The following is a 24,570-nucleotide window of genomic DNA, read 5'->3' as shown; positions in this document are numbered from 1 at the left end:
CAGTAATTTTTTTGTTCTACGAAAATACAAAATCTCGATCCGCTAACCAATCTCTTTTTTTAGCCTAAAACGCTATTTTTACACCCTTATGCAACACCTGTATTCTTTTATAATCTCGCTTTTTAATGGTATTCTGCCGGTCTTTGGTTTATTTGTTCCTAAACTAAAAGAATTTAGACATGTTCGGGAAAATGTTTTTTCTACATTAGAAGCTGCTATTTCTAAAGAAGATAATTATATCTGGGTTCACGCAGCCTCATTAGGAGAGTATGAGCAGGCAGTTCCCGTTCTTGAAGAGATTAAAACGAAGTACACAAACTTTAAAATTCTACTTACCTTTTTTTCCCCTTCAGGTTATGATGTAAAATATAATACACCTTTAGCAGAGGTTGTAACGTATTTGCCATTAGATACAAAAGTCAATGCAAGGCGCTTTCTGAAAATTGTAAAACCAAAACTGGCGATTTTTGTAAAATATGAGTTTTGGCCTAATTTTCTAAATGAACTTCGCATTACAGATACCCATACGATTTTGATTTCGGGTATATTTAGATCAAAACAACCCTTCTTTAAATTCTACGGAAAATGGATGGTCAACTCTTTAAACGCATTCAATTATTTCTTTTTACAAAATACAGCCTCTCTAGAACTACTGAAGCAACTAGGTTTTAAAAATGCTATTGTAAGTGGCGATACTCGTTTTGATAGAGTAAGCAGACAATTGTCGTATGATAATTTGCTTTCATTTATTGAAGAGTTTAAGCAAAATGAATTACTGCTTGTTTGTGGAAGCACCTGGCAAGAGGATGAAGCACTACTTTTAAATTTTGTGAATAGTAATCCAGATCTTAAGATTCTGATAGCTCCACACAAAATCAATTCAGAAAAAATAGATAAGCTTATCGCAGCGATTGAGATTCCAGTTGTGAGGTATTCTCAAAAAGATACTCAAAGTCTTAAAGATGCACGTGTTCTTATTTTAGATACGATAGGCCTATTGAGCAAAGCTTATGCATATGCATCTATAGCTTATGTGGGCGGTGCAGCGGGTCAAACGGGAATGCACAATATTCTAGAGCCAGCAACCTTTGGGATTCCTATTTTAACCGGAACTCGTATTGATAAATTTCCTGAAGCCTTAGAATTAAGACGACTAGCGGGCTTATATACGGTAAATAATGAGAGTGAGACCGCAAGTTTATTAAATAGATTTCTAAATGATGATCAATTTAGGTTACATACAGGAATGATTAATGGTCACTATGTTTCAAGCAACACCGGAGCTACAACTGCTATAATGGCTTATTTAAATCAGACACTTACGGCCTCGTTTAAATAAGATCTAAAGGGAAGCATTTCTTTATAAACTGTGATTACACGTTCTTCAAATTCATCACCGGTTACTAACTTTTGAGTGAGATCGTGTTGTACAGCAAAGGTTTTTCGGCGTAGTAAATCAATGTGTTTGTCATCCTGACTAAATCCTTTAGGTGCTGTTTTAAGGCTGTCACCATCATCTATTAGGGCTCCAAAAACTTTTTTGAAACTAGGTTTATTAAGTATATCGAGTAATTCGTCTCCATTATAATCTATAGCCTGTCGTATACTTTTGAGTATTGAAGATTTAGGTTTATAAAAGCCACCGGCAATAAAACTCTCAGATGTTCCCAGATGTATGTAAAAATCACCTTGTTTCGTTTCTTGGTCTAGCCCTGCTCCAAAATGATCTTTATAAGTAGGTTTGTTGGGATGATATAGTAAATTATTATTAATGCGATTTATAGCTTGTTTGCCTGTTGTAGGTGTGTAGTTAGGATCTATCGCAGCCAGTTTAATATCCATTTTATTAAGCCAGTCTATATAAAAGTCGCGAACTTCAAAATAATAATTGCGATTCTCATCCATCCATTCTTTAGAATTATTTTGCTGTAATTCTCTAAGAAATGTGTAAAGTTTGTAGAAACTCATTTTTTAGCTCAAAGATAGCAGTGGCAAGTTTGTTGACTATTAAATAATTAACATTTAACTGAATATTTAGAGATATTGGGAATCATTTATAAATAGTCTATCTATAAAGTAGTTAGATTTGCTCGTTCAACCAAATGAATATATTATGAAAAAAGTAATTGGAATTTTTGCATTAGGCCTTATAGCTTTCAATACAATTTCTTGTAGAGAGACTGAAGATAAAGAGACTGTTGTTGTAAAAGAAGTTCAGGTACAAACTGAAACTCCAGACAACGAAGGTATTTTAGAGCGTACTGCAAAAAAAGTAGATAACGAAGTCAATAAAGAAATTGACAAAAAAATAGAAACAATTGGTGACGATAACTAATTAATATTAGCATTATGAAAAATATAAGCTTACTAGCAATCCTTTTAGTAGCAATACTTTCTTTTACTTCTTGTCGCGAGAAAACCGAAAAAGAAAAACTTGTTGAAGAAATGAAGGAAGAAGGTGCTGTTATCGATGAGAAGACAGACGATGACGGTAATTACAAAATTAAAATGGAGTCTGATTCTAAAGAAGTAAAAATTAAAGAAGATGCAGACGGTGATACTAAAATCAAAGTTGATAATTAGTAGGAGTAACCCATAATTTATTTAAACCCATAAGCATTGCTTGTGGGTTTTTTACTTTAATGTGCGCATTTGATTTTTTAAATCAAGCATTCCCTGTTGCAATTCTCTCAATAAGTTACTTTCTGACGGGGCATCAAGGTGAAAGGTTAGCTTACTATTTACCTGCCATAGCTCTTGAATATCACTTACCTGTACTTCAAAGGGAAGGTATTCTTGATTTAATGAAATCAACAAAACTTTAGAAGGGTCTGGTAGCTTTTGTAGTTTTTTAACCACTACTGCATCAGGTAGAACTACCACATAAACCTTATTGTTTGTCGCCTCACCCATATTTACAGTAGCTTTTCCTAATACCCAATCTTCAGGCATAAAATTAGGCATCATACTATCTCCCTCAATTTGAAAACCACGGTAGGTCGCATTACGATATTGCGGTAATGGAAGATCAAATGCAGGCAATTGCTGATACCAGTCTACATCCTGCACATTATGCGGGTAACCGGCGGCAGCTTTTTGATTAACCATAACGAGATTTTCATTATCACTCGCATCTACGGTAACTACTTTAGGACTTACATCACCTTTACCGGCGTGCAATAATTTTTGATTGCTATACCCAAAAAGCCACAGCGGATTAATATTATAGAGCCTTAGAAGTTCAGTAACAATCTGTCCTGAAAGTTTTGTACGCCCACGCTCAATATCTGCAGTAGAATTTTTAACACCTAAAGCTTCAGCAAACTCAGTCTGTGTAAGGTTTTGCTCTTCTCGTATTTGTTTAAATCGGCGAACATCGCCTGTTACATCATTGATTCCCATATCGTAAATGTACTATAATTCGGAAAAAATCCTAATTAAAAATAGGAAAAAATCCTTTAAATAGGAAATATTCTTTAAATTCGTAGAAATTCCACGCTATGAATTTTGAGAGAATAAAAGAAAAATTAAACATACTTGCTGACGCGGCTAAGTATGATGTATCCTGCTCCAGTAGTGGGAGTAAGCGTTTAAATACAAATAAGGGTTTAGGGGATAGTTCTGGTATGGGTATATGCCACAGTTATACAGAAGATGGTAGCTGTGTTTCTTTACTGAAGATTTTATTAACTAATCATTGCATTTACGATTGTGCATATTGTGTAAGTCGTAAGAGTAATGATATAAAGCGAGCAGCTTTTAAAATTCAGGAGGTAGTAGATCTTACGATTAATTTTTACAGGCGTAATTATATTGAAGGTCTGTTTTTAAGCAGTGGTATCTTTCATAATCCAGATTATACGATGGAGCGTTTGATTTCGGTAGCCAAGAAGTTGCGTTTAGAAGAAAATTTTAATGGATATATTCACTTAAAATCTATTCCCGGATGTAGTGACGAGCTTATGCGCGAGGCGGGTTTATACGCAGATAGGTTATCTATAAATATAGAAATACCCACGGTTTCTGGTCTAAAATTATTAGCTCCTGAAAAAGATCACAAAGATTTTATCAAACCTATGGAAAAGGTGAAAAATGAAATCATTCAATATAAAGCTGAAAGGAAAATAATTAAAAGCACTCCGGTTTATGCACCTGCCGGGCAAAGTACTCAGATGATTGTAGGAGCAACGGGGGAGAGTGACAAAGATATTATGTACTCTGCGGTGCATTATTACAGCACTTATAATATGAAGCGTGTCTACTATTCAGGATATGTACCGGTGCTTGAAGATACTCGATTGCCAGCTCTAGGAACTGAAGTGCCTATGTTACGCGAAAACCGATTGTATCAAACTGACTGGCTATTGCGTTTTTATGGTTTTGATGTACGTGAATTACTCAATCAAAATCACCCCAATTTAGATATAGATATAGATCCTAAATTGAGTTGGGCTTTACGAAATATGCATATGTTTCCGGTAGATGTAAATACTGCAGATAAACAAATGCTAGCCAGAGTTCCTGGTCTTGGGATGAAGTCTGTACATAAAATTATAAATGCCCGAAAATTTAGAAGGCTTAACTGGGAAAACTTAAAAGCAATAGGCATTGCGATGAGCAGAGCTAAGTATTTTATGGTATGTAATTCTATAAATTTTGAAAGTAAAGATCTGGAGCCCGAGCGTATTAAGAGTATGATTTTGCAAACCTCAAAAAGTAAGTATCAAAAATTCTACAATCAACAATTAGCGTTATTTAATTAGATGCAAAAGCATAAACTTGTATATGATGGTAGTTTTGAGGGGATGCTTACAGCAATATTTCAGGTGTACGAAGAGCGATTAAGTGAGGTTATAATCGTAGATACGACACATTTTGAGCCTGATTTTTTTTCTGAAACGGTAGAAATTTATACAGATGAAACTAAAGCTTCTCGTGTTTGGGAAGGACTCCGGCAGTTTAAAAGCTTTCAGCAATTAGTATACTGGTCATTTTTAAGTGAGCAGGAGGGTAGAGAACGGTATATTCTTGCTGCAATTCAGTATGTTTTAAAGACTAAGAATGAGAATGATTTTGGGCATCCCGCAGTTTTGATGTTGGTACAACTTACTAAAAAGGTAGGTAGAGAAAAACATAGAATGGAAGCGTTTGTGCGTTTTAAAAGAACAGCAGATGATTTGTATGCATCAATAATAAGTCCAGATTTTAATGTACTTCCTTTAATTGCCAAGCATTTTAAAAACAGATATGCAGACCAGCAATTTTTGATTTTTGATTCTAAACGTGATTTTGGTTTGTTTTACGACTTGAAAAAAATTGAATTTGTTTCTTTTGATTTTAAATCTAAAGAAGCGTTTAAAGAAGCGATGCACGAGGAGGAAAATCAATATGATTTATTATGGCAAAACTATTTTACAAGTACAACCATCAAAAGCCGTATTAATTTGAGATTACATACGCAGCACGTTCCTAAACGTTATTGGAAATACTTGAATGAGAAAAATCCGTTATAAGAACTTTTGACTATTTTTAAAATCTAACTAAAAACATATAAAGTATGAAACGTATTTTTCTAAAAGTAATGATGGTAGTATTTGTTTTTTCAATTTACTCATGTAGAGAAACCACTCAAGAAAAAACAGAAGATGCTCTTGAGTCTATAGGTGAGGATATAGAAAACGGTGCAGAAAATGCTGGTGAAGCTATCAAAGAAGGTGCAGATGAATTAAATGATGAGATACAAGGTAATGATGATGTAATGGATGATGATGCGTAGTGTATAAAAATGCCCTTTTAAAGTTGCACTGAATATAAAATTTACACTAAAAGCACTTGTATTATAGAAAAATCGGAATAATGGTAGGCTTTAAAAAGTTGAGATTTTCCTGTGCCTCTGTTAATCAAATTGTTGTAAACGTTACGATATTTTTATCAAAATTATAATTCGATAAAAAATTTAATAAATTTTATGAAATTGTGATGTTAATTTATATACTTTTGCGAGCAATTAACGCTAATTAAAATATTACCAATTATGAAAAAATTAATTTTTAGTGCTTTCGCACTTTTACTAATGGTTTCTGTTTCTGCTTGTCGCGAAACTACTGAAGAAAAAACTGAAGATGCAATGGAAAACGCTGCTGATGACATGGGTGATGCTATGGATGACGCTGGTGACGCTATAGAAGAGGCTGCTGAAGATACAGGTGATGCTATCGAAGACGGTGCTCAAGAAGTAGAAGACGAAGTTGAAGGAAACGACGACATGTAATATCTTCTTAAGATAAGAAAAAGCCCCTTTTAGGGGCTTTTTTTATTTGTAGTAATTAAGAATTTATAGCACAGCACTACTGGTAACCGCTTGACGATCTACTTTCTTAACCAGGCCCTGTAAAACTTTTCCTGGGCCTACTTCTATAAATTCAGAAGCCCCGTCGGCAAGCATATTTTGTACACTTTGCGTCCATTTTACGGGAGCAGTAAGTTGAAACAGTAAATTCTTCTTTATCTCAACAGGATCTGTTACCGCTGTTGTACTCACATTTTGATAAATGGGGCAAGATGGCGTATTAAACGTTGTATTTTCAATTGCTTTTGCAAGTTCTTCACGTGCAGGTTCCATTAAAGGAGAGTGAAATGCGCCTCCTACCGGTAATAGTAATGCACGTTTGGCGCCGCGTTCTTTAAGACGTTCACAAGCCTCTTCAACCGCACTAAGCTCACCAGAAATGATTAATTGACCCGGACAGTTATAATTTGCAGCAACTACTATTCCGTCAACATCTGCACAAACAGATTCAACAAGTTCATCTTCAAGACCTAATATAGCAGCCATTGTTGATGGTGTGTTGTCACAAGCTTTTTGCATTGCCTGTGCTCTTTGCGAAACCAGACTTAATCCGTCTTCAAAACTTAAAACGCCATTAGCTACTAAAGCAGATATTTCTCCTAAAGAGTGACCTGCAACCATTTGAGGTACAGCTGAATCACCTAAAGCTTTAAATAAAGCCACAGAATGTATAAAAATAGCAGGCTGCGTAACTTTAGTTTCTTTTAGTTCTTCGGCAGAGCCTTCAAACATAATTTTAGTGATATCGAAACCCAGAATTTCATTGGCTTTTGAAAACAGAGAACGAGCAAGTTCAGAGTTGTCATAAACATCTTTTCCCATTCCTGTAAATTGAGCTCCCTGACCGGGGAATATATAAGCTTTCATAATAGTGTTTTTCTAAAAATTTGTAGTGCAAAAATAACGAATGCCAGATAATGACAGCAATTTAAAACAGTTCATTCTGTACTAGATGTAATATGCTTTATGATAAATGTTTACATTAGTACAAAATATAAGTATGAGGAGATTAATATTACTTTCTGTTTTTGTAATGCTTGGTATCAATGCAATAGTGGCTCAAAATTTTAAGAATGCGACACTAGAGCCGGGAGGAAGTTATCCTGATACATATAATGACAAGGATAATTTTAGAGAATTGAAAGAAGCTAAGCTTCAATTAGAATACTTCTTAAAGCAACCAGATATCGAAAATTATATACTTATTGTAGATGGAAAGGTTTTAAAGCGCAGTTTTTTTGAAGAATATAAAGAGAGCATCTTTTCTTTTAGTAACAGTATTTATTTTATTAAAAATATAGATGAAATAATAGGAGTGCCAGAACGGCATCAGAAGATGTTGATAATAATCAACACAAAAAATACAGAAAATTAAAAAGGAGCCTTAGTTATGAGACTCCTTTAGATTTTTAAAACATCATTAAAGATTAAGAGAGCCTGTTGCACCAACATCTACTTTGTCTCCTGTAACAGCCGCATACCCCATTTTTAGTAGCGATATAAATTTGTTGCTTTTTGTGTCCCAATACTGAGCTTGAGCAGGTGTAAATTTAATAGCAGTAAGATTAGGATCATCTATACCCTCAAACCAGGAGTCATCTGTTGTAGAATAAAGTTCCTTTAAAATAGTTTTATCTTTTGTGATTATGGCTTTTCCGAAAACACTAAGAAATTTCATGTCGCTGGGCTTGGCATATAATAATTGTACATCTGCATCTTTAGCAATATTTGCATTGTGATCGCTGTCTGCCCCACTTAAAAACCAGATATTTCCTGCTTCATCAACTTTTTTAGTTGACATGGGTATGGCATCTACTGGTTTGTTAGATAAGTCTGTTGCCATCATTGCAAAATCTATTGATGTAGCTAAATCTTTTAGTTTTTTAATGGCTTCTGTATTTGATAAATTCTTTGTACTCATAACGTTAGTTTTCAATAAAGTTACTTCATTAAAATCTTGAGAATTGGTAAGAATTTGCCAATAATAAAGCATTAAGATATAAAGTTTGTTAATGCTATATATAAGCCTTGAGTATCGCTTTTGCGGAATTATAATAAGATCCTCCAAAGAGATTGACGTGAACTAAAATATAGTACAATTGCCATAGACGTAAGCGTTCTTCCCACCCGTTCTCTAAAGGAAAATGTGTAGTGTAGATTTCAAAAATTTGTACGTCAAATCCCCCAAAAAGATGCATCAAAGCAATATCCATCTCTCGTGGGGCAAAACTAACTGCGGGATCTATAAGTGATGGACCTCCTTTAGAATTTATGAGGTAATTACCAGACCATAGGTCACCATGAATTAAAGCTGGTTTTTCTGAAGGGATTAGTTGACTTATTTCTTTATAAAATAATTCAATAGAATTAAAGTAGTAACCATTTTCTGCTGCTAACTTGAATTGAGGTTCTAAACGTTGATTAATATAAAAATCAATGGCAGTAGATTCTGAAGTATTGTATTGCTTTAAACTACCCATATAATTGTCATTCTCAAAACCAAATTTTGACGAGCTGGTTTGATGCATTGCTGCAAGTTGAGAGCCAAAAATATTATTGAAATCGGGATTCTTAGGTCCCGTCTCGAGATATTCTAAAATAAGGTAGGACAAATTTTCAAAATTACCGTATTCAAGCACATCAGGTACCGGGAAACTACCGGAAGCTTTAATAAACGCCAGACCCTGCGCTTCGAGCTTAAACATATTAGGAAATGCTGAAGCGTCATTAACTTTTATTACATAGTTGCAATCTGAACTTGAAAGCTTATAGACGTCATTGATGTCGCCACCCGTTAGCGAGGTGATTTGTTTTGCCTCTACAGAAAGAACTTCTTGAAGATGTTTTTTAAAGTTATCGTTTAGCATAGGTTAGATAAGTAAATGAGTAGTTGTGACGCTCATCTGTATCGTGAAAGATACTTTCTAGAAGTTCCCACTTTTCAGGATCTAGTTCGGGGAAAAATGCCTCAGCTTCAAAAGTTCCGTGTACCCGCGTAAGTTCTATATGGGTTGCATAATCTAATCCTAATTTATAAATCTCGCCACCTCCTATAATAAATGCATTTTGATCTGTATCAATATAGGTTAGAGCTTCTTCAATACTTTGAACTACAATAATATGGTCACCGGGATTGTAATTTTTTTGACGCGTGATCACAATATGCTTACGATTCGGTAAAGGTCCGTCAAGCGACTCAAAGGTTTTTCTTCCCATAATAATAGTATGGTGAGAAGTAAGTTTTTTAAATCGCTTAAAATCATCTGGCAAATGCCAGATCATTGCATTGTCTTTACCCAAAGCATTATTTTCTGCGGCAGCCGCAATCATTGTAATCATATCTATTAGGGATTTAATGGGGTATTAGGGCGTATTATTTTAGCATCGTTCTCAATCACAGGATACTCTTTTTCTACCTGAGTTTGAAGCTTTTCAATTTTATCTTTTTGTTTAGCAACTAGTTTATCAAGTTGTTCATTCTCCCATTTTTTATTCATAAACGTTCTAAAAAGAAAAACATTTAGAAAATGAATTAAAAAAAGAAAGAACCATATCAACGTAGCCCATACAAACCAATCTACGTCAAATGGTCTAAAATCTGCACCAAAATCTAAAATTAAATTCAAAATAATAAGCAATACGGCACCTGCAAGAAATATCACAAAATGTCTAAAAAGATTTTTCTTTTCTTTGATGCGTAATTGTGCATACTCTATGAGTTCACGTTGGTCACGATCTATTTTTGTGGTTTCCTGCTTTTTTGAGAACATAAGATGAGGTAAATTGTTTGTTGTTCAAATTTACAAGATTTAATCGCAGTTCTCACTTATGAAAAACTTAAAAAAAGAATTCCCGGTCACGGCAAATTATACGCATTTAAATACTGCCGGCTCTGGTTTACTCTCTGAAACCTTGCTTGATTTTAGACAAAATCACGATCTTGATTATCTGGTAATGGGGAGTTTGCTTAAAAATGACCAGGATAGTTTTTTAGATAAAGTGCGCAAAGATGTAGGTGCTTTTTTCAACTGTAACGCTTCTTATGTAGCTTTAGTTCCTAATTTTTCAATAGGATTTAATGCTGTACTTGAAGGTATACCTGCCACTCATAAAATTCTACTTCTAGAAGAAGACTACCCATCTATAAACTGGCCTGTTTTATCGCGCAATTTTAATGTGTGTTATGCTTCAATTAACGAACATCTAGAAGACAATATACAACAGGCTATCGAGAAAGAGCATCCTGATGTTTTGTGTTTAAGTTTAGTACAATATATCAGTGGTATCCGTATAGATTTAGAGTTTTTGAAAGCCTTAAAATCTAAATTTCCTAAGCTTCTTATAATCGCAGATGGTACGCAATATTGTGGGATTGAGAGTTTTGATTTTGAGAATAGTGGCATAGATATATTAGGAGCAAGCGCCTATAAATGGTTAAATGCCGGTTACGGCAATGGCTTCTTTCTAATTAAGCAAGAAACTGCTTTGCAAATTAAATTAAAAACAACTGGCTTTAATAGTATTAGAGGTAAATATAAAGAGGCGCAAAATACATTTATAGGAAAATTAGAACCGGGTCATTTAGACACCTTGGCACAAGGGAGTTTACAGGCTGCTATAGGTCTTATTAAGCGGGTAGGACAGCATCAGATAACGACTCAAATAGATATATTAAAAACAAAAGCCTTTGAGCAATTTGCTGAAAAAGGTTTGCTAGATTCTGTTGTATTAAAGCGGAAGCAGCATTCATCAATTTTTAATATAAGGGGAGATCAAAAATTATTTGAAAAATTAAATAATAATCAGATTATATGTTCTCAACGTGGAGAAGGTATACGCGTAAGTTTCCATTATTTTAATTCGGAAGAGGATTTATTGAAGCTTTTAAAGTTAATTTAGCATTTAATGGAGTTAATTTTCTTGGCGAAACACTTAAAATAGTAGTGAATTAATTTGATATAACGTTTTCGTATTAAATATTTAATTCTCAATACTTTGATAAAATTTATTATTCGGAAAAATAACGCTAAAAATCTGATTTCTTGCTTACTATCGATTTTCGTTTATAAATTTGGAAAAACTTAAAACTAATAGTTATGCCAATTACAAAACAATTCTTAAAGTCAAAACCAGAGTGTAAAGTAACATTTGTGGTTGAGAATGTTGATGCTGATGCGGTTGCTGTAGCGGGAGATTTTAATAACTGGGAAAAAGCCGAATTAAAAAAATTAAAGAACGGATCTTTTAAAGGTTCTTTAAATATACCTGTTGATGCTTCTTATGAGTTTAAATATGCAGTTGATCAAAACTGGATGACAGAACCTGAAGCAGATGGTACAAAATGGAATGATTTTGCGGGTGCAGACAACAGTATTTTAGCATTATAAATATAGAAAAGGGTGCTAGTGTTAGTTATGAATTAACACTAACACCTTTCCAAAAAGCTACATAATTAGCAATGTTTTTTGCTTTATCTTTTGGCTCTGGGTAATACCAGCCCGCGTCTTTTAGTGTCTCGCCAGCTACGGTAATAGAGTAGTAGTGTGCTTCGCCTTTCCACGGGCAGGTAGTGTGAGTATCTGTTTTAGACAAAAACAATTTATTTACATCCTTTAGCGGGAAATAGTGATTGCCCTCTACTACAATAGTCTCATTACTTTCTGCAATCACTGCATCTTTCCATATTGCTTTCATTTATTTATGTGTTTACTATTTAAAAAATGCTCTAATTTTTTATTCTAAATATATAATCTGTAAAGTAATTTTGATGATCTGTATATTGTTTTTCAACACTTAAACCAGCTTCTTGAGCTAACCAGTTTACGATATCATCGTCATATTTTTGAGAAATTTCGGTGTGAATACTTTCCCAGGCAGAAAAATGAATGTCTAGATTTAATTTTTGAATTGTAACTGTTTGGTCTTTTGTGCTTACTAAGAAACTTTTTGTAGTGCCGCTTTCCGGATCGTAAACAGGCCAATGTTTAAAATTATCTATTTCAAAATTTGCATCCATTTCCTTATTAATGCGAGTTAGTAAATTTTTATTGAAGCTTTCTGTTACCCCTTGAGAATCATTATAGGCTTTAAGAATAACTTCGGGATTCTTTTTTTGATCAAATCCCATAAATAAAAGATCATCGGGTTGCATTGATTTACGTATAGTTGTCAAAAACTCCACGGCATATTGATGAGAAAGATTACCGATATTTGAGCCTAAAACAACAATTACCATTTTGCGGTCTTTTTGCTGCTTGCTCAGTTTATTTAGAATATTAAAATAAGTTCCTTGTTCTGTTTTAATATCTAGCTTAGGCCATCTTTTAAGAACGTCTTCTTCTAATTCATCAAGTACATTCTGACTTATGTCTATAGGTCTGTAGGTAAAATTTAGTTTAGAATTCACCAATTCTTGCAGTAGTATTTTAGTTTTCTTGCCATCACCTGCACCTAACTCAACAAGATCAAAGCCTGTGTTGTCTGAAAAAAGTTGTGCTATATCTGCTTTATTTTCCTCTATTATAGATCGTTCGCATTCGGTTAGATAATACTCAGGAAGTGCCATTATTTTCTGAAATAGCTTATCTCCTTTCATATCATAAAACCACTTAGAAGATAAGTATTTAGGAAATGCTGTTAAACCCTCATATACCTCTTCTTCAAAAGTATTTTTAAATGTTGTATTTTGATTTGTCTTCATTGATAATAAAATTAGCGGGCAAGGCGTAAGCCGGTAAACTGCCACCTAAGTTGAGGGTGAAAAAAATTGCGATAAGTAGATCTGGTATGATTATTTGAAGTTGCAACAGAGCCGCCACGAAGGGTTTTTTGACTAACCATAAACTTACCATTATATTCCCCAAGTGCTCCTGGAGCTTTTGTATAATTAGGATAAGGTAAATATGCGCTTTCTGTCCATTCCCAGCGTTCTCCCCAGTCAAACTGTGATTGTGCAACTTCCCATTCAAATTCGGTAGGAAGTCGTAGGCCCCTCCATTGTGCGTATGCGTATGCTTCAAAATATGAAATATGAGTTACAGGAGCCTCAAGATTTAATTTTTGTAGACCGTTTAATCCATAATATTCCCAGCCGTCAACCTGTTTATGCCAGTATAATGGCGCGGTAATATTATTTTCTGTAACCCAAGACCAACCTTCACTATGCCACAATAAGGTTTGTTTATAGCCTGAATCTTCAATAAACTCTAGATATTCGGCATTAGTTACTAAACGACTGCTTATCTGAAAAGAATTGAGATAGACTTTATGTAATCCTAGTTCATTATCATAACAAAAGCCAGAACCTTTATAACCAATGCTATGAATACCTTCTTCTACAGATAACCATTCTGCAGGCTTAGGATTCAGTTTAAATTCATTAAAATCAACAGAATATGTTGGTAGTAAGGGGTTATTGCCTAATATGTATTTAATATCTGTGAGTAATAATTCTTGATGCTGCTTTTCGTGATGAATACCTATCTCAATGAGACTTTCGACTTCTTCTGAAGGGTTTTCTTCGAGTAGTTCTTTAAGGGCATTAGTTACGTGCTTTCGGTAAGAATAAACTTGATCTACAGTAGGTCTTGAGAGATTACCACGATCTGTGCGAACAACTCTAGCCCCCATGCTTTCGTAATAACTATTAAAAACATACGCAAAATGATTATCGTAAACCTGATAATTTAGTTTGTATTTTTTTAGAATAAAGTCTTCAAAAAACCATGTAGTATGTCCTAAATGCCATTTAGGAGGAGAAACATCTTCAATAGGCTGAACTACATAATCTTCTATTTGCAAATGCTTGCAAATAGTTTCTGTATGCTCCCGTGTTTCAAGTAAAAAATCTAATAGCGAGATAGAACTGGTAATCATAGCAATAGTATATAACTTTAGGTTATTCCCAAAGTTACACAATTATTGCCTTGACCTTTTTTACACGTGCGTTAACAGGGCGTTAAAACGTAAAAGGCATGGTATATTTAATGGCTCTTGGACTTCCACCTGCTTTTCCTGGTGTCATTTGTGGTATTGCCAGGATATTGCGCTTAGCTTCTTCCTGTAACACTTTAGTTCCTCCTTTTACACCTAGAATTTGAGGTTTACCCTCTTCATTAATTACAAAATCAACGACCACTTTTTCTTTTACAGTGCCCTTTTTATAACCTTTCGGAAATCTAAAATTACTTACTACGTGTTTAACTAATTCTTTTTTAAAGCAGGCTTTTGTTTCTGCTGCATTACCTGTACAGCCGGGCCAAATAGGAGGAATTTCGGTTATAGATATTGCGTTGCCAGATACAGTCACGCCTTCCTGAGCAAAGCTTAAACTGCTAACTGTTAGAAATGCAATTAAAAATAGAGTTCTCATAAATTAAAGTTGGGGTTAAATAGCTACCGCTCCTTTAATATGAGGATGCGGATTATAATTCTCTAATGTAAAATCTTCAAATTTGAAGTCAAATATATTTTTGACTTCAGGATTGATTTTCATTGTCGGTAAGATGCGTATTTCTCGGCTCAATTGCAAGTTTAATTGCTCGATATGATTATTATAAATATGTGCATCGCCAAAAGTGTGTACAAAATCTCCGGGAGCATAATCACAAACTTGTGCAATCATCATTGTGAACAGGGCGTAAGAAGCTATATTAAACGGAACCCCTAAAAAAACATCTGCGCTACGCTGATAAAGTTGGCAGGAAAGTCTAGGTCTTTTGTCTTCGCTATTAAGATCTGCAGGAGCAACATAAAACTGAAAGAAAGCATGACAAGGCGGAAGCGCTGCTTTACCATTTGCTACATTTTCGGCAAATGACTTTGAGGTGTCTGGTAATACACTGGGATTCCAGGCGCTTACAAGCATACGTCTGCTATTTGGGTTTGTTTTGAGGGTTTCAATAACCTCTTTGATTTGGTCTATTTCTTCGCTTGCCCAGTTGCGCCATTGGTGACCATAAACAGGGCCTAAATCTCCGTTTTCATCTGCCCATTCATTCCATATACGAACACCGTTTTCTTGAAGGTAAGCAATATTAGTTTCCCCTTTTAAAAACCAAAGCAATTCATAAATGATTGATTTAAGATGTAATTTTTTTGTGGTAACCATTGGGAAACCTTCACTTAAATCAAAACGCATTTGATATCCAAAAACGCTTAACGTACCGGTACCAGTGCGATCGCCTTTTTGAATTCCATTTTCTAATATATGTTTTGCTAATTCGTGATACTGTTTCATTGGAATGTTTTTTTCGGTTCAAAAATAAAAGAACCCGATGCGAGAAAAATGTTAATAAGTTAAAATTTTCTAAATACTTATTAACTTTAAATAAGTATTTTTGTGACGAATTAATTATTCACATATATGATTATTGATAATATAAGGCAATACTCTTTTGCTAAAGCAACATACTTTGATACGTATGTTCGGATTGAATTCAATAGTGATTTGAAAGAAGTGCTTGTAGAACAGGCACAACTTTTGTTAAAAGATATGGCAGCATATTATGGTGGTCAAAAATTTGTAATTATCTCTCAACGCGGTTTAGAAACAAATCTTGATCCTGAAATTCTTAAAATACTAAACCTTTCAAAAGTTGAAGGTCTTGCGATAGTATCTCCAGATGCAGAAGAACGTAGAAAGATTCTGATAAAAGAACAGAGTTTGTTTGAGGGTTCTTTCGCCTACTTTGAAACCTACGAAGCTGCAAGAGAGTGGGCTCTTACTTTCTAATTATCCTATAAGCATACCTGCTAGTGTAGCAGATAATAATGATGCTATAGTACCGCCTATAACAGCTTTAAGTCCAAATTCTGAAAGTGTTTTACGTTGTCCCGGTGCCAGTGACCCTATACCTCCTATCTGTATTCCTATAGAAGCAAAGTTTGCAAAACCGCAAAGCATATACGTTGCCATAATTACAGATTTTTGATAGGTAAAACTAATATCGTTTATTGGGTTTTTTAAATCTGCGAGTTGTATGTAGCCTACAAACTCACTTGCAGCAAGCTTAATGCCCAGCAGCTGTCCCATAAGCATTACATCTTCTTTTGCCACACCTATAAGCCACATTAAAGGAGCAAAAACAGTTCCTAGAATTGCTTCAATAGAAAAGCTCTCATAGGGTGTGTTAGCGGCTAAAATGCTGTTAAGTGTGGTAAATTCTCCTATTTTATTAAAGCCGTAGTTTATCATTGCTATAAACGCAACAAATACGAGCAGCATAGCGCCTACATTGGCTGCAAGCTTTAAACCTTCAGTTGTTCCTGTGGCGATAGCATCTAAGATATTAGAACCTATTTTATCTGAAGAAACTTCTACTCTGGCGTCAATCTCCTGCTGTTGGGGATATAATAGTTTTGAAACTACAATTGCGCCAGGTGCAGCCATAACGGAGGCAGCTAGTAAATGACGTGCAAACTCGAGACGAGCAGCAGGGTCATCGCCACCTAAAAATCCTATGTAAGCAGCTAATACTCCTCCGGCAACAGTGGCCATACCGCCTATCATAACCAATAATATTTCAGAACGCGTCATGCGCTCTAAGTACGCTTTGATCATTAAAGGAGCTTCAGTTTGTCCTAAAAATATGTTTCCGGCAACAGATAAGCTTTCAGCACCCGAAATATTCATGAGTTTGGTAAGAACCCACGCCATTCCTTTTACAACAATTTGAATGATCCCTAAATAAAATAAAACAGAGGTAAGCGCCGAGAAGAAAATGATTGTGGGTAGTACCTGAAAAATGAAAATGAAGCCATAGCTTGCGGTGTCCATCATACCTCCTAACAGGAATTCACTACCAGCAGCGGTAAACTCCAGAATTTTGACAAAAATTTTCCCTACAAATTCAAATAGATTTTGAACAAAAGTAACCTTAAGTACTCCGTAGGCCAATAGAAGTTGGGCTGCTAATCCCACTCCTATAGTTTTCCAGTTTATAGCTTTTCGGTTTGCACTTAGAAGATAGGAAATAAGTAAGAGGCAAAACATACCCAAAACTCCGCGCCAAAGACTATCAAATGAAAATCCTGCATTAGGAATTAATTTTTTTGCTTCTGCTACAGGTAATATTTCTTCTACGGTTTGGGCAATTGTGCCTGAAATAGTTATAAAAGATAGGATAAGGTAAGAAAGTAATTTTCGCATCTATAGTTAATTGCGTTTAGAAATCTCGTCACGTATTTTAGCTGCAGCTTCATAATCTTCTGAAGCTACTGCTTCATCAAGAGCTGTATTAAGATCACTAAGTGACATTTTTTTGTAATCATTACTTTCTATAGATTCATCTTCTACAACAAGTTGATCTACCAGAATATCATTTTCATATCCTTCCTGATCTGATTCTGAACCTTTGAGGAATATACCTGCTTTATCAAGTATATTTTTATAGGTAAATATGGGTGCGTTAAAGCGTAATGCTAAAGATATTGCATCGCTTGTTCTGGCATCAATAATTTCTTCTATTGTATCGCGCTCACAGATAATACTGCTATAGAAGACACCATCTACTAATTTGTGTATAATTACCTGCTTTACATTTATTTCAAAACGATCTGCGAAGTTCTTAAATAAATCGTGGGTAAGTGGCCTTGGCGGCATAATTTCTTTCTCAAGTGCGATTGCAATTGATTGTGCTTCAAAAGCACCTATAACTATGGGTAGTTTACGGTCACCGTCAACTTCACTTAGAATTAAAGCGTATGCGCCATTCTGTGTCTGGCTATACGATATTCCCTTAATATTCAAACGCACTAAACTCATAAGTTGCAAAAATATAAAAAGGCTGTTTAAAAGAGGACAAGTATCCAAATTTAAACAGCCCTTTGAGTAGCCGAAAATACTAAATTAAGAGTTATTAGCTTTAAACTCTTTTAATTTTTCATTAAGACGTGGTACAATGTCAAACGCATCACCTACAATCCCATAGTCTGCGGCCTTAAAAAATGGAGCTTCCGGGTCAGAATTGATAACAACTTTTACCTTAGAAGAATTAATTCCTGCAAGGTGTTGTATCGCTCCAGAAATACCAATGGCAATATATAAATTAGAGGCTACAGGTTTACCGGTTTGCCCTACGTGCTCACCGTGTGGCCTCCAACCCATATCAGATACTGGTTTAGAGCATGCAGTTGCAGCACCTAAAATATCTGCCATTTCTTCAATCATTCCCCAGTTTTCTGGTCCTTTCAATCCGCGACCACCACTTACAACAACTTCTGCGTCTGCAATAGTTACTTTGTCTTTTGCCTTATCTACAGACTTTACTTCAACATTAAATTGAGAATCGTCAAGTTGTGGATCAAAAGATTCTTCTGCAGCTTCTTTTTGAGACTCTTTTAAACCGTAGCTATTTTTTGAAAGACCTACGATTTTAATTTCGGTAGTGATTTCGGTATGGTTAAAAGCTTTATTTGTAAAAGCGGTGCGCTTTACTGTAAAAGGTGATTGGCTCTCTGGTAATGCAACCACATTAGAGGCATACCCGGCATTAAGATCTATCGCAAGAATTGGCGCAAGATATTTAGCATTTGCACTGCTGCTAACAACAATAACTTTTGCACCTTCTTGAGATACTGCCTGAGTTATTGCACTTGCATATGCATTGGCAGTAAATGAATTTAATTTATCATTCTTTATATGTAAGACTTTATCAGCACCATAAAGTCCTAGCTCAGAGGTATTCTCTGCATTGATAGCCAGCGCAGTCACCGTTGTATTCATCATATCTGCTATGCCTCTTGCATAACTTACAACCTCGTAAGAGGTTTTCTTAAATTTTCCTTCTTCTGATTCTGTATATACTAAAACTGACATATTTCTTTAAAATTTTAAGTTTCCGCAAGCGGAAAAATGGTTTTTAATTCTTTGAATACTATTAAATGGCTTTAGCTTCATTGTGAAGTAAATCTATAAGCTCATCTAAATTGTCTGGAGAAATTAATTTTACAGCACCTTTAGGAGCTGGTTTTTCAAACGAAACCGCTTTAGTTTCAGTTGAAGCGCCCTGTGGTTCTTTAACATCTAATGGTTTTTTACGAGCCATCATAATACCGCGCATATTAGGAATGCGTAGATCACTTTCTTCAACAAGTCCTTTTTGACCACCTATTACTAAGGGTAACTTTGCAGTAACTGTTTCTTTACCACCATCTATTTCACGTATTGCTGTCGCAGAATCTCCATCAACCTCAAGACTTATACATGTATTAATAAAACTTGCCCCAATTAAGCTCGCAAGCATTCCCGGAACCATACCACCATTATAATCTATAGATTCACGACCGGCGATTATTAAATCGTAATTACCTTCTTTAGCAATTACACTCAATTCTTTTGCTACCTGAAAACCATCAAGAGCTTCGGTGTTAATACGTATAGCAGAATCTGCACCTATTGCAAGCGCCTTACGTAATGTAGGCTCAGTTTCTGCACCTCCTACATTTACAATATCTACAGTTGCATTTTGCTTTTCTTTAAACCACATCGCTCGTGTTAAACCAAACTCATCGTTAGGATTTATTACAAACTGAACACCGTTAGTGTCAAATTTTGTGTCGTTTTCAGTAAAGTTGATTTTTGAAGTCGTATCAGGTACGTGGCTGATGCACACTAATATTTTCATATATAATTTTCTTTTAAGAGTAACTATTTCGTTTGCGCTACGAAATTAAGCATTAATATTTGAAATTTACTATGCGCGCATAACAAATTTTAGTTAAATCCAATTCTTTTAGGTTGATTTAATTGCTATTTTTGCTACCCCTACAAATTTGGGGATTTTTACTTGATTTAACTGTATTACTACATCCACTTTAATATATGAAAACAATACAATTTAGGGAAGCCATTTGTGAGGCTATGAGTGAAGAAATGCGTCGGGACGACACGATTTACCTTATGGGTGAAGAAGTAGCAGAATACAATGGGGCTTATAAAGCTTCAAAAGGTATGCTAGACGAGTTTGGTCCAGAGCGTGTTATTGACACTCCAATTTCTGAGCTTGGTTTTGCCGGGATTGCCATAGGTAGTGCGATGAACGGGAATCGTCCTATAGTAGAATATATGACGTTTAACTTCTCATTAGTAGGTATTGACCAGATTATTAATAACGCAGCAAAAATACGCCAGATGTCTGGTGGTCAATTTAACTGCCCTATCGTTTTTAGAGGTCCTACGGCTTCAGCGGGTCAATTAGGAGCAACACACTCACAAGCATTTGAAAGTTGGTTTGCAAATACTCCCGGTTTAAAAGTAATTGTACCCTCTAACCCTGCAGATGCAAAAGGTCTCCTAAAAGCTGCTATACGTGATGACGATCCGGTTATTTTTATGGAAAGTGAGCAGATGTATGGTGATAAGGGTGAAGTGCCAGAAGGAGATTACTTAATCCCAATTGGGGTAGCCGATATTAAGAGAGCAGGTACAGATGTTACCATTGTTTCTTTTGGTAAAATTATTAAAGAAGCTTATACCGCTGCAGACGAATTAGAAAAAGAAGGTATTTCTTGTGAGATTATAGATTTACGTACGGTAAGACCATTAGACATAAACACAGTTCTTGAATCTGTGAAAAAAACAAACAGATTAGTGATTCTTGAAGAAGCCTGGCCTTTTGGAAACGTTTCTACAGAAATTACTTATCAAGTACAAGAGCAGGCATTTGATTATTTAGATGCTCCTATTGTAAAAATAAATACTGCAGATACTCCTGCACCTTACTCTCCCGGACTTTTAAAGGAATGGATTCCTAACAGCAATGATGTTGTTAAAGCTGTTAAAAAAGTACTGTACAGGTAATTGGTTACGACTATCTTTGAAGCTTCATTAATCTACGATTAATGAAGCTTTTTTTGTTAATAAAAGTTGTGTTTTACGACCAACAGAACTTATGCGGAAGAATCACCGTATATGTATAACTAATTAACGCTGTATCAACAACGTTAGACGCTCCCCAAAGAGACCTACTTATAGTATTTATGAAGAGAATTATAGTCTTATTAATCTTAGCCCTTATTCCTGTATTGACATACAGTCAAACAAAAGCCGGAGGGATGGTTTATGACGATGCGGGTAACCCTATACCTTTTGCAAATGTGGTTTTTGCAGGTTCTACAGAAGGTACCATTACAAATGAAGACGGTAGATTTTACTTACAATCTGACGCAACATACACCGGTTTAAAAGTTTCTTTTGTAGGTTTTCAATCTAAAGCGGTTGAACTACCTCAAAAAGTTAACTATGATCTTAAAATAACGCTAGAAGAAGAGACAGAGAGTCTGAGCGAGGTGGTTATATATACCGGCAAACAACCTAAAAAAAACAATCCAGCTATAGATATTTTACGTAAAATTTGGGAAAACAAACGCTCTAATGGTTTAAGTCAATTTAAGCAATACCAGTTTGATAAATATGAGAAGGTAGAATTTGACTTAAATACCATTGATAGTGCTTTAATAAACAGTAAAATCTTTAATAAGATGGAGTTTATTTTTGACCAGATGGACACTTCAAGAATAACCGGAAAAACATATTTACCTATTTTCATTAATGAGCGCAGTAGTAAAGTTTTTGGTGATAACGAGTTGGGTAAAGAAAAAGAGGAGTTAGAAGGTAATCGTAACAGTGGTTTTAGTACAAATCAAACCTTAATTGCATTTATTCAGGAGCTTTATAATGACTTTAATATATATGATAATTATTTAAAATTCTTCGATAAGAGTTTTGTAAGCCCCTTATCAACTACCGGTATTGACACCTATAATTATGTACTTGCAGACAGTACATTTATTAAAGATAAATGGTGTTATAACATTATTTATTATCCAAGACGTTCTAACGAGCTTACTTTTAAGGGTGATTTTTGGGTGAATGATACCACCTGGGCTATTAAAGAAATCAACCTTCAGGTTAATAAAAGTGCCAATATTAATTGGGTTAAGGAGATTTATATAGAGCAGGAGTATGATGTACTTAATGACTCGGTATTCTTAATTACACGTGATTATTTTCTTTCAGATTTTTCACTTCGGAAAAAAGAAGGGAGCCGTGGCATCTATGGAAAACGCACAACACTTTATGATGATTATGTTTTTGATAAGAAATTAGATGAGAAAATTTATGAAGAGCGCGTTACTAAATACGATGAAAATGTATATACAAAAACTGATGAATTTTGGGAAGAAAAGCGTCTAGAGCCTTTAAGTAAAGATGAGAAAGGAGTGTATGTAATGTTAGACTCCCTAAAAAAAGTGCCTAAATTTCAGCGATTGTATGATGCCGGTGCTGTTTTAGTAAGTGGTTATTATGAGTGGGATCAAGCAAATCTAGATATTGGTCCGGTGTTTTCGGCATTTGGTTTTAATGATGTAGAAGGATTACGACTGCGTTTAGGAGCACGTACTTATTTTGACCAGAATGATCCCTGGCGTTTAGAAGGTTTTGGGGCCTATGGCTTTAAAGATGATAAGTTTAAATTCGGGATATCGGGTAAGGTTTTATTAGACAGTAAAGCACGATTAATTGTTTCTGGAGGGTATAGACAGGATGTAGAGCAAATTGCAGCAAGTCTTACAACTTCTACAGATGTGTTAGGTAGAAATTTGGCCTCATCTTCATTAGTAACTGTAGGTAACAATGATCAATTAACCAGCATTAAACTGGCGAATTTTGCAATTGAAGCAGAGTTTTTAAAGAATTTAATTATTAGGTCTGACATCTCTTATAGAACTTTAAAATCTGCATCGCCCACTTTTAATCTGGATTATTATACAGATTTCTCGCAAACGGCTGTAGAGTCTGAAGTTAAACAAACCGAATTTGTGGTTAGTGCCATATTTGAACCCGGAAAACGTACTTCGGGGTATGGAGTAGAGCGCACAACAAGTAATGAATGGTTTCCTACCCTATTTTTAGGATACACTAAAGGTGTAGAAGGTCTTTTTGATAGTGATTTTGATTATGAAAAGCTTCAGTTTTCTTACAGACAACCCTGGCGTATGGGTGGTTTAGGTACTTTTAGCTCTACCATTGAAGCAGGGACTACTTTTGGCGAGGTGCCATTAAGCTTACTTAGTATTATTCCCGGTAACCAGAATTTGTTTTCGATATACGGTACTTTTCCGCAGTTAAATTATTATGAGTTTGTTACAGATACGTATGCAACATTGCACCTTGAGCATAATTTTGGAGGACGTATTTTTGGTAAAATACCCTTCCTTAAAAAATTAAATCTTCGGGAAATTATAGGTTTTAGAGGTGCTTGGGGGCAAATTTCAGATGAAAATCAACGTATAAATGCATCCAATATTCAATATATAGCGCCAGACAGCAAGCCGTATTACGAATACAGCGTTGGAGTAGGTAATATTTTAAAAATTCTGCGTATAGATTTTAACTTTAGAGGAAATTATCTTGATGTTCCTGATGCCCGAAAATTTGGCGTTACCGGGGCATTAGAGTTCTCATTCTAGGGTTTACATAAACGATATGATTTAGAGCATATTAGTTTTAAGTAAAAATCTGTTTGTTACGAATTAAGGTGCTACTTTTATAAGAATTGTTTGTCCTAACTTCTTATTTGGTCTATTTTTGCAGCCTATTTCAGGTAATAAAACAATAGAAAAAATATATAATAGCATGACAACAGAGCAAATTTCAACATTTGACGTTCTTATCGAAATTCCAAAGGGTAGTCGTAATAAGTATGAATATGATTTTAAGCTGAAAAAAATACGTTACGACCGTATGATTTTTTCATCTATGATGTACCCTGCAGATTATGGTTTCATTCCTGAAACTTTAGCTTTAGATGGAGATCCTTTAGATGTTTTAGTGTTAGTTACAGAGCCTACTTTTCCGGGTTGCGTTATGGAAGTTAAGCCAATTGGTGTTTTCCATATGACCGATGAAAAAGGTCCTGATGAAAAAATTATTTGTGTTCCTGTGAGTGATCCTATCGCTAGCAGCACTACAGATTTGAGTGAATTAAACCCTCACCTTATAAAAGAAATCGAACATTTCTTTCAGGTTTACAAAGACTTAGAAAAGAAAAAAGTTGATGTTGGCGGTTTTGGAGATGTAAATGAAGCTAAAGAAATAATTGTACAATGTATTCAGCGCTTCGCAGACAGTGATGTTCCTAAAGAAGAAGTAAGCATAGATTAATATCGCAACGATATCCTAAGTAAATTGAAAGACCGCTAATAAGCGGTCTTTTTTT

Annotated in this window: 30 protein-coding genes; 14 read left to right on the top strand and 16 right to left on the bottom strand. The window is 34.9% G+C overall.

The window, feature by feature from the left end:
* The first annotated feature begins 88 nt into the window (after window positions 1–88).
* Complete coding sequence (locus P164_RS12525; protein WP_028376682.1) at window positions 89–1,339, top strand: 3-deoxy-D-manno-octulosonic acid transferase; 1,251 nt, start codon at window positions 89–91, stop codon at window positions 1,337–1,339.
* Here P164_RS12525 and P164_RS12520 read toward each other — a convergent pair.
* Window positions 1,312–1,968 carry a DUF2461 domain-containing protein gene (locus P164_RS12520; RefSeq protein WP_028376681.1) on the bottom strand — a complete coding sequence of 219 codons (657 nt, stop codon included), beginning with the start codon at window positions 1,966–1,968 and terminating at the stop codon, window positions 1,312–1,314. The two genes, P164_RS12525 and P164_RS12520, sit on opposite strands and share 28 nt — an antisense overlap.
* Window positions 1,969–2,113: 145 nt before the next feature.
* On the opposite strand from P164_RS12520, the gene P164_RS12515 reads away from it, so the two are divergent.
* Both P164_RS12515 and P164_RS12510 read left to right on the top strand, forming a co-directional pair.
* Entirely contained in the window at window positions 2,114–2,335 is a 222-nt protein-coding gene (locus P164_RS12515) for a hypothetical protein (RefSeq protein WP_028376680.1), read from the top strand.
* Between the two features lie 14 nt (window positions 2,336–2,349).
* Window positions 2,350–2,583, top strand: a complete 234-nt coding sequence (locus P164_RS12510; RefSeq protein ID WP_028376679.1) for a hypothetical protein — start codon at window positions 2,350–2,352, stop codon at window positions 2,581–2,583.
* A gap of 51 nt (window positions 2,584–2,634) precedes the next feature.
* Here P164_RS12510 and P164_RS12505 read toward each other — a convergent pair whose 3' ends face one another.
* Window positions 2,635–3,402, bottom strand: a complete 768-nt coding sequence (locus tag P164_RS12505; RefSeq protein ID WP_028376678.1) for a S24 family peptidase — start codon at window positions 3,400–3,402, stop codon at window positions 2,635–2,637.
* 98 nt (window positions 3,403–3,500) lie between these two features.
* On the opposite strand from P164_RS12505, the gene P164_RS12500 reads away from it, so the two are divergent.
* The 4 genes from P164_RS12500 to P164_RS12485 all read left to right on the top strand — a co-directional run bounded on the left by P164_RS12500 (window position 3,501) and on the right by P164_RS12485 (window position 6,271).
* Entirely contained in the window at window positions 3,501–4,763 is a 1,263-nt protein-coding gene (locus tag P164_RS12500) for a putative DNA modification/repair radical SAM protein (protein WP_028376677.1), read from the top strand.
* Complete coding sequence (locus tag P164_RS12495) at window positions 4,764–5,513, top strand: TIGR03915 family putative DNA repair protein (RefSeq protein WP_028376676.1); 750 nt, start codon at window positions 4,764–4,766, stop codon at window positions 5,511–5,513.
* 44 nt (window positions 5,514–5,557) lie between these two features.
* On the top strand, window positions 5,558–5,776 hold the full coding sequence (locus P164_RS12490; RefSeq protein ID WP_028376675.1) for a hypothetical protein: 219 nt from the start codon (window positions 5,558–5,560) through the stop codon (window positions 5,774–5,776).
* A gap of 297 nt (window positions 5,777–6,073) precedes the next feature.
* Window positions 6,074–6,271, top strand: coding sequence for a hypothetical protein (locus P164_RS12485; RefSeq protein WP_316930207.1), 198 nt, complete (start codon window positions 6,074–6,076; stop codon window positions 6,269–6,271).
* A gap of 63 nt (window positions 6,272–6,334) precedes the next feature.
* Here P164_RS12485 and fabD read toward each other — a convergent pair whose 3' ends face one another.
* Window positions 6,335–7,216, bottom strand: a complete 882-nt coding sequence (gene fabD / locus P164_RS12480; protein ID WP_028376673.1) for an ACP S-malonyltransferase — start codon at window positions 7,214–7,216, stop codon at window positions 6,335–6,337.
* A 133-nt stretch (window positions 7,217–7,349) separates the two neighbouring features.
* Here fabD and P164_RS12475 point away from each other — a divergent pair, with 133 nt between their 5' ends.
* Entirely contained in the window at window positions 7,350–7,724 is a 375-nt protein-coding gene (locus P164_RS12475; protein ID WP_125411776.1) for a hypothetical protein, read from the top strand.
* Window positions 7,725–7,769: 45 nt separating this feature from the next.
* Here P164_RS12475 and P164_RS12470 read toward each other — a convergent pair whose 3' ends face one another.
* The 4 genes from P164_RS12470 to P164_RS12455 all read right to left on the bottom strand — a co-directional run bounded on the left by P164_RS12470 (window position 7,770) and on the right by P164_RS12455 (window position 10,119).
* Window positions 7,770–8,270, bottom strand: a complete 501-nt coding sequence (locus P164_RS12470; protein WP_028376671.1) for a pyridoxamine 5'-phosphate oxidase family protein — start codon at window positions 8,268–8,270, stop codon at window positions 7,770–7,772.
* Window positions 8,271–8,364: 94 nt separating this feature from the next.
* Window positions 8,365–9,216, bottom strand: a complete 852-nt coding sequence (locus tag P164_RS12465) for a fructosamine kinase family protein (RefSeq protein ID WP_028376670.1) — start codon at window positions 9,214–9,216, stop codon at window positions 8,365–8,367.
* On the bottom strand, window positions 9,203–9,688 hold the full coding sequence (locus P164_RS12460; RefSeq protein WP_028376669.1) for a dihydrofolate reductase: 486 nt from the start codon (window positions 9,686–9,688) through the stop codon (window positions 9,203–9,205). The genes P164_RS12465 and P164_RS12460 overlap by 14 nt, the downstream gene beginning before the upstream one ends.
* 5 nt (window positions 9,689–9,693) lie before the next feature.
* Complete coding sequence (locus P164_RS12455) at window positions 9,694–10,119, bottom strand: 2TM domain-containing protein (RefSeq protein ID WP_028376668.1); 426 nt, start codon at window positions 10,117–10,119, stop codon at window positions 9,694–9,696.
* A gap of 58 nt (window positions 10,120–10,177) precedes the next feature.
* On the opposite strand from P164_RS12455, the gene P164_RS12450 reads away from it, so the two are divergent.
* Both P164_RS12450 and P164_RS12445 read left to right on the top strand, forming a co-directional pair.
* A complete protein-coding gene (locus tag P164_RS12450; protein ID WP_028376667.1) occupies window positions 10,178–11,248 on the top strand; it encodes an aminotransferase class V-fold PLP-dependent enzyme in 1,071 nt (356 codons plus the stop codon).
* A 197-nt stretch (window positions 11,249–11,445) separates the two neighbouring features.
* Window positions 11,446–11,736 carry an isoamylase early set domain-containing protein gene (locus P164_RS12445; protein ID WP_028376666.1) on the top strand — a complete coding sequence of 97 codons (291 nt, stop codon included), beginning with the start codon at window positions 11,446–11,448 and terminating at the stop codon, window positions 11,734–11,736.
* Between the two features lie 25 nt (window positions 11,737–11,761).
* On the opposite strand, the gene P164_RS12440 is transcribed toward P164_RS12445, so the two are convergent.
* The 5 genes from P164_RS12440 to P164_RS12420 all read right to left on the bottom strand — a co-directional run bounded on the left by P164_RS12440 (window position 11,762) and on the right by P164_RS12420 (window position 15,587).
* Window positions 11,762–12,043: a DUF427 domain-containing protein gene (locus P164_RS12440; protein WP_028376665.1), complete on the bottom strand. Its 282-nt coding sequence runs from the start codon at window positions 12,041–12,043 to the stop codon at window positions 11,762–11,764.
* Between the two features lie 31 nt (window positions 12,044–12,074).
* Window positions 12,075–13,049, bottom strand: coding sequence for an L-histidine N(alpha)-methyltransferase (gene egtD, locus P164_RS12435; RefSeq protein ID WP_028376664.1), 975 nt, complete (start codon window positions 13,047–13,049; stop codon window positions 12,075–12,077).
* 11 nt (window positions 13,050–13,060) lie between these two features.
* A complete protein-coding gene (gene egtB / locus P164_RS12430) occupies window positions 13,061–14,224 on the bottom strand; it encodes an ergothioneine biosynthesis protein EgtB (RefSeq protein WP_028376663.1) in 1,164 nt (387 codons plus the stop codon).
* An 82-nt stretch (window positions 14,225–14,306) separates the two neighbouring features.
* Window positions 14,307–14,720, bottom strand: a complete 414-nt coding sequence (locus P164_RS12425) for an energy transducer TonB (protein ID WP_028376662.1) — start codon at window positions 14,718–14,720, stop codon at window positions 14,307–14,309.
* 15 nt (window positions 14,721–14,735) lie between these two features.
* Window positions 14,736–15,587, bottom strand: a complete 852-nt coding sequence (locus P164_RS12420; RefSeq protein ID WP_028376661.1) for a thymidylate synthase — start codon at window positions 15,585–15,587, stop codon at window positions 14,736–14,738.
* 126 nt (window positions 15,588–15,713) lie between these two features.
* Between P164_RS12420 and P164_RS12415 the strand changes: the two genes are divergently transcribed.
* On the top strand, window positions 15,714–16,082 hold the full coding sequence (locus P164_RS12415; protein ID WP_028376660.1) for a hypothetical protein: 369 nt from the start codon (window positions 15,714–15,716) through the stop codon (window positions 16,080–16,082).
* Here P164_RS12415 and P164_RS12410 read toward each other — a convergent pair whose 3' ends face one another.
* The 4 genes from P164_RS12410 to P164_RS12395 all read right to left on the bottom strand — a co-directional run bounded on the left by P164_RS12410 (window position 16,083) and on the right by P164_RS12395 (window position 19,974).
* Window positions 16,083–17,498, bottom strand: a complete 1,416-nt coding sequence (locus tag P164_RS12410) for a NupC/NupG family nucleoside CNT transporter (RefSeq protein ID WP_028376659.1) — start codon at window positions 17,496–17,498, stop codon at window positions 16,083–16,085.
* Between the two features lie 6 nt (window positions 17,499–17,504).
* Complete coding sequence (locus tag P164_RS12405) at window positions 17,505–18,113, bottom strand: bifunctional nuclease family protein (protein WP_028376658.1); 609 nt, start codon at window positions 18,111–18,113, stop codon at window positions 17,505–17,507.
* Between the two features lie 84 nt (window positions 18,114–18,197).
* Window positions 18,198–19,166 (bottom strand): electron transfer flavoprotein subunit alpha/FixB family protein, encoded by a 969-nt coding sequence (locus P164_RS12400; RefSeq protein WP_028376657.1) that lies wholly within the window; start codon window positions 19,164–19,166, stop codon window positions 18,198–18,200.
* A gap of 61 nt (window positions 19,167–19,227) precedes the next feature.
* Window positions 19,228–19,974 (bottom strand): electron transfer flavoprotein subunit beta/FixA family protein, encoded by a 747-nt coding sequence (locus tag P164_RS12395; RefSeq protein WP_028376656.1) that lies wholly within the window; start codon window positions 19,972–19,974, stop codon window positions 19,228–19,230.
* Window positions 19,975–20,171: 197 nt separating this feature from the next.
* On the opposite strand from P164_RS12395, the gene P164_RS12390 reads away from it, so the two are divergent.
* The 3 genes from P164_RS12390 to P164_RS12380 all read left to right on the top strand — a co-directional run bounded on the left by P164_RS12390 (window position 20,172) and on the right by P164_RS12380 (window position 24,515).
* Window positions 20,172–21,149, top strand: coding sequence for a pyruvate dehydrogenase complex E1 component subunit beta (locus P164_RS12390; RefSeq protein ID WP_028376655.1), 978 nt, complete (start codon window positions 20,172–20,174; stop codon window positions 21,147–21,149).
* Between the two features lie 179 nt (window positions 21,150–21,328).
* Complete coding sequence (locus P164_RS12385; RefSeq protein ID WP_028376654.1) at window positions 21,329–23,821, top strand: DUF5686 family protein; 2,493 nt, start codon at window positions 21,329–21,331, stop codon at window positions 23,819–23,821.
* A gap of 166 nt (window positions 23,822–23,987) precedes the next feature.
* Window positions 23,988–24,515: an inorganic diphosphatase gene (locus tag P164_RS12380; RefSeq protein WP_028376653.1), complete on the top strand. Its 528-nt coding sequence runs from the start codon at window positions 23,988–23,990 to the stop codon at window positions 24,513–24,515.
* Window positions 24,516–24,570: the final 55 nt, after the last annotated feature.

The sequence above is a fragment of the Leeuwenhoekiella sp. MAR_2009_132 genome (assembly GCF_000687915.1).
In the GTDB taxonomy this organism is placed as follows: domain Bacteria; phylum Bacteroidota; class Bacteroidia; order Flavobacteriales; family Flavobacteriaceae; genus Leeuwenhoekiella.
The sequence above is the reverse complement of the archived record's forward strand: the minus strand, read 5'-3'. Positions and strand labels throughout refer to the sequence as shown.

Excerpts from the sequence above, each read along its gene's own strand:
- P164_RS12525 (WP_028376682.1), top strand. The coding sequence starts at position 89 with ATGCAACACCTGTATTCTTTTATAATCTCGCTTTTTAATGGTATTCTG.
- P164_RS12520 (WP_028376681.1), bottom strand. The coding sequence starts at position 1,968 with ATGAGTTTCTACAAACTTTACACATTTCTTAGAGAATTACAGCAAAAT.
- P164_RS12515 (WP_028376680.1), top strand. The coding sequence starts at position 2,114 with ATGAAAAAAGTAATTGGAATTTTTGCATTAGGCCTTATAGCTTTCAAT.
- P164_RS12510 (WP_028376679.1), top strand. The coding sequence starts at position 2,350 with ATGAAAAATATAAGCTTACTAGCAATCCTTTTAGTAGCAATACTTTCT.
- P164_RS12505 (WP_028376678.1), bottom strand. The coding sequence starts at position 3,402 with ATGGGAATCAATGATGTAACAGGCGATGTTCGCCGATTTAAACAAATA.
- P164_RS12500 (WP_028376677.1), top strand. The coding sequence starts at position 3,501 with ATGAATTTTGAGAGAATAAAAGAAAAATTAAACATACTTGCTGACGCG.
- P164_RS12495 (WP_028376676.1), top strand. The coding sequence starts at position 4,764 with ATGCAAAAGCATAAACTTGTATATGATGGTAGTTTTGAGGGGATGCTT.
- P164_RS12490 (WP_028376675.1), top strand. The coding sequence starts at position 5,558 with ATGAAACGTATTTTTCTAAAAGTAATGATGGTAGTATTTGTTTTTTCA.
- P164_RS12485 (WP_316930207.1), top strand. The coding sequence starts at position 6,074 with ATGGTTTCTGTTTCTGCTTGTCGCGAAACTACTGAAGAAAAAACTGAA.
- fabD (WP_028376673.1), bottom strand. The coding sequence starts at position 7,216 with ATGAAAGCTTATATATTCCCCGGTCAGGGAGCTCAATTTACAGGAATG.
- P164_RS12475 (WP_125411776.1), top strand. The coding sequence starts at position 7,350 with ATGAGGAGATTAATATTACTTTCTGTTTTTGTAATGCTTGGTATCAAT.
- P164_RS12470 (WP_028376671.1), bottom strand. The coding sequence starts at position 8,270 with ATGAGTACAAAGAATTTATCAAATACAGAAGCCATTAAAAAACTAAAA.
- P164_RS12465 (WP_028376670.1), bottom strand. The coding sequence starts at position 9,216 with ATGCTAAACGATAACTTTAAAAAACATCTTCAAGAAGTTCTTTCTGTA.
- P164_RS12460 (WP_028376669.1), bottom strand. The coding sequence starts at position 9,688 with ATGATTACAATGATTGCGGCTGCCGCAGAAAATAATGCTTTGGGTAAA.
- P164_RS12455 (WP_028376668.1), bottom strand. The coding sequence starts at position 10,119 with ATGTTCTCAAAAAAGCAGGAAACCACAAAAATAGATCGTGACCAACGT.
- P164_RS12450 (WP_028376667.1), top strand. The coding sequence starts at position 10,178 with ATGAAAAACTTAAAAAAAGAATTCCCGGTCACGGCAAATTATACGCAT.
- P164_RS12445 (WP_028376666.1), top strand. The coding sequence starts at position 11,446 with ATGCCAATTACAAAACAATTCTTAAAGTCAAAACCAGAGTGTAAAGTA.
- P164_RS12440 (WP_028376665.1), bottom strand. The coding sequence starts at position 12,043 with ATGAAAGCAATATGGAAAGATGCAGTGATTGCAGAAAGTAATGAGACT.
- egtD (WP_028376664.1), bottom strand. The coding sequence starts at position 13,049 with ATGAAGACAAATCAAAATACAACATTTAAAAATACTTTTGAAGAAGAG.
- egtB (WP_028376663.1), bottom strand. The coding sequence starts at position 14,224 with ATGATTACCAGTTCTATCTCGCTATTAGATTTTTTACTTGAAACACGG.
- P164_RS12425 (WP_028376662.1), bottom strand. The coding sequence starts at position 14,720 with ATGAGAACTCTATTTTTAATTGCATTTCTAACAGTTAGCAGTTTAAGC.
- P164_RS12420 (WP_028376661.1), bottom strand. The coding sequence starts at position 15,587 with ATGAAACAGTATCACGAATTAGCAAAACATATATTAGAAAATGGAATT.
- P164_RS12415 (WP_028376660.1), top strand. The coding sequence starts at position 15,714 with ATGATTATTGATAATATAAGGCAATACTCTTTTGCTAAAGCAACATAC.
- P164_RS12410 (WP_028376659.1), bottom strand. The coding sequence starts at position 17,498 with ATGCGAAAATTACTTTCTTACCTTATCCTATCTTTTATAACTATTTCA.
- P164_RS12405 (WP_028376658.1), bottom strand. The coding sequence starts at position 18,113 with ATGAGTTTAGTGCGTTTGAATATTAAGGGAATATCGTATAGCCAGACA.
- P164_RS12400 (WP_028376657.1), bottom strand. The coding sequence starts at position 19,166 with ATGTCAGTTTTAGTATATACAGAATCAGAAGAAGGAAAATTTAAGAAA.
- P164_RS12395 (WP_028376656.1), bottom strand. The coding sequence starts at position 19,974 with ATGAAAATATTAGTGTGCATCAGCCACGTACCTGATACGACTTCAAAA.
- P164_RS12390 (WP_028376655.1), top strand. The coding sequence starts at position 20,172 with ATGAAAACAATACAATTTAGGGAAGCCATTTGTGAGGCTATGAGTGAA.
- P164_RS12385 (WP_028376654.1), top strand. The coding sequence starts at position 21,329 with ATGAAGAGAATTATAGTCTTATTAATCTTAGCCCTTATTCCTGTATTG.
- P164_RS12380 (WP_028376653.1), top strand. The coding sequence starts at position 23,988 with ATGACAACAGAGCAAATTTCAACATTTGACGTTCTTATCGAAATTCCA.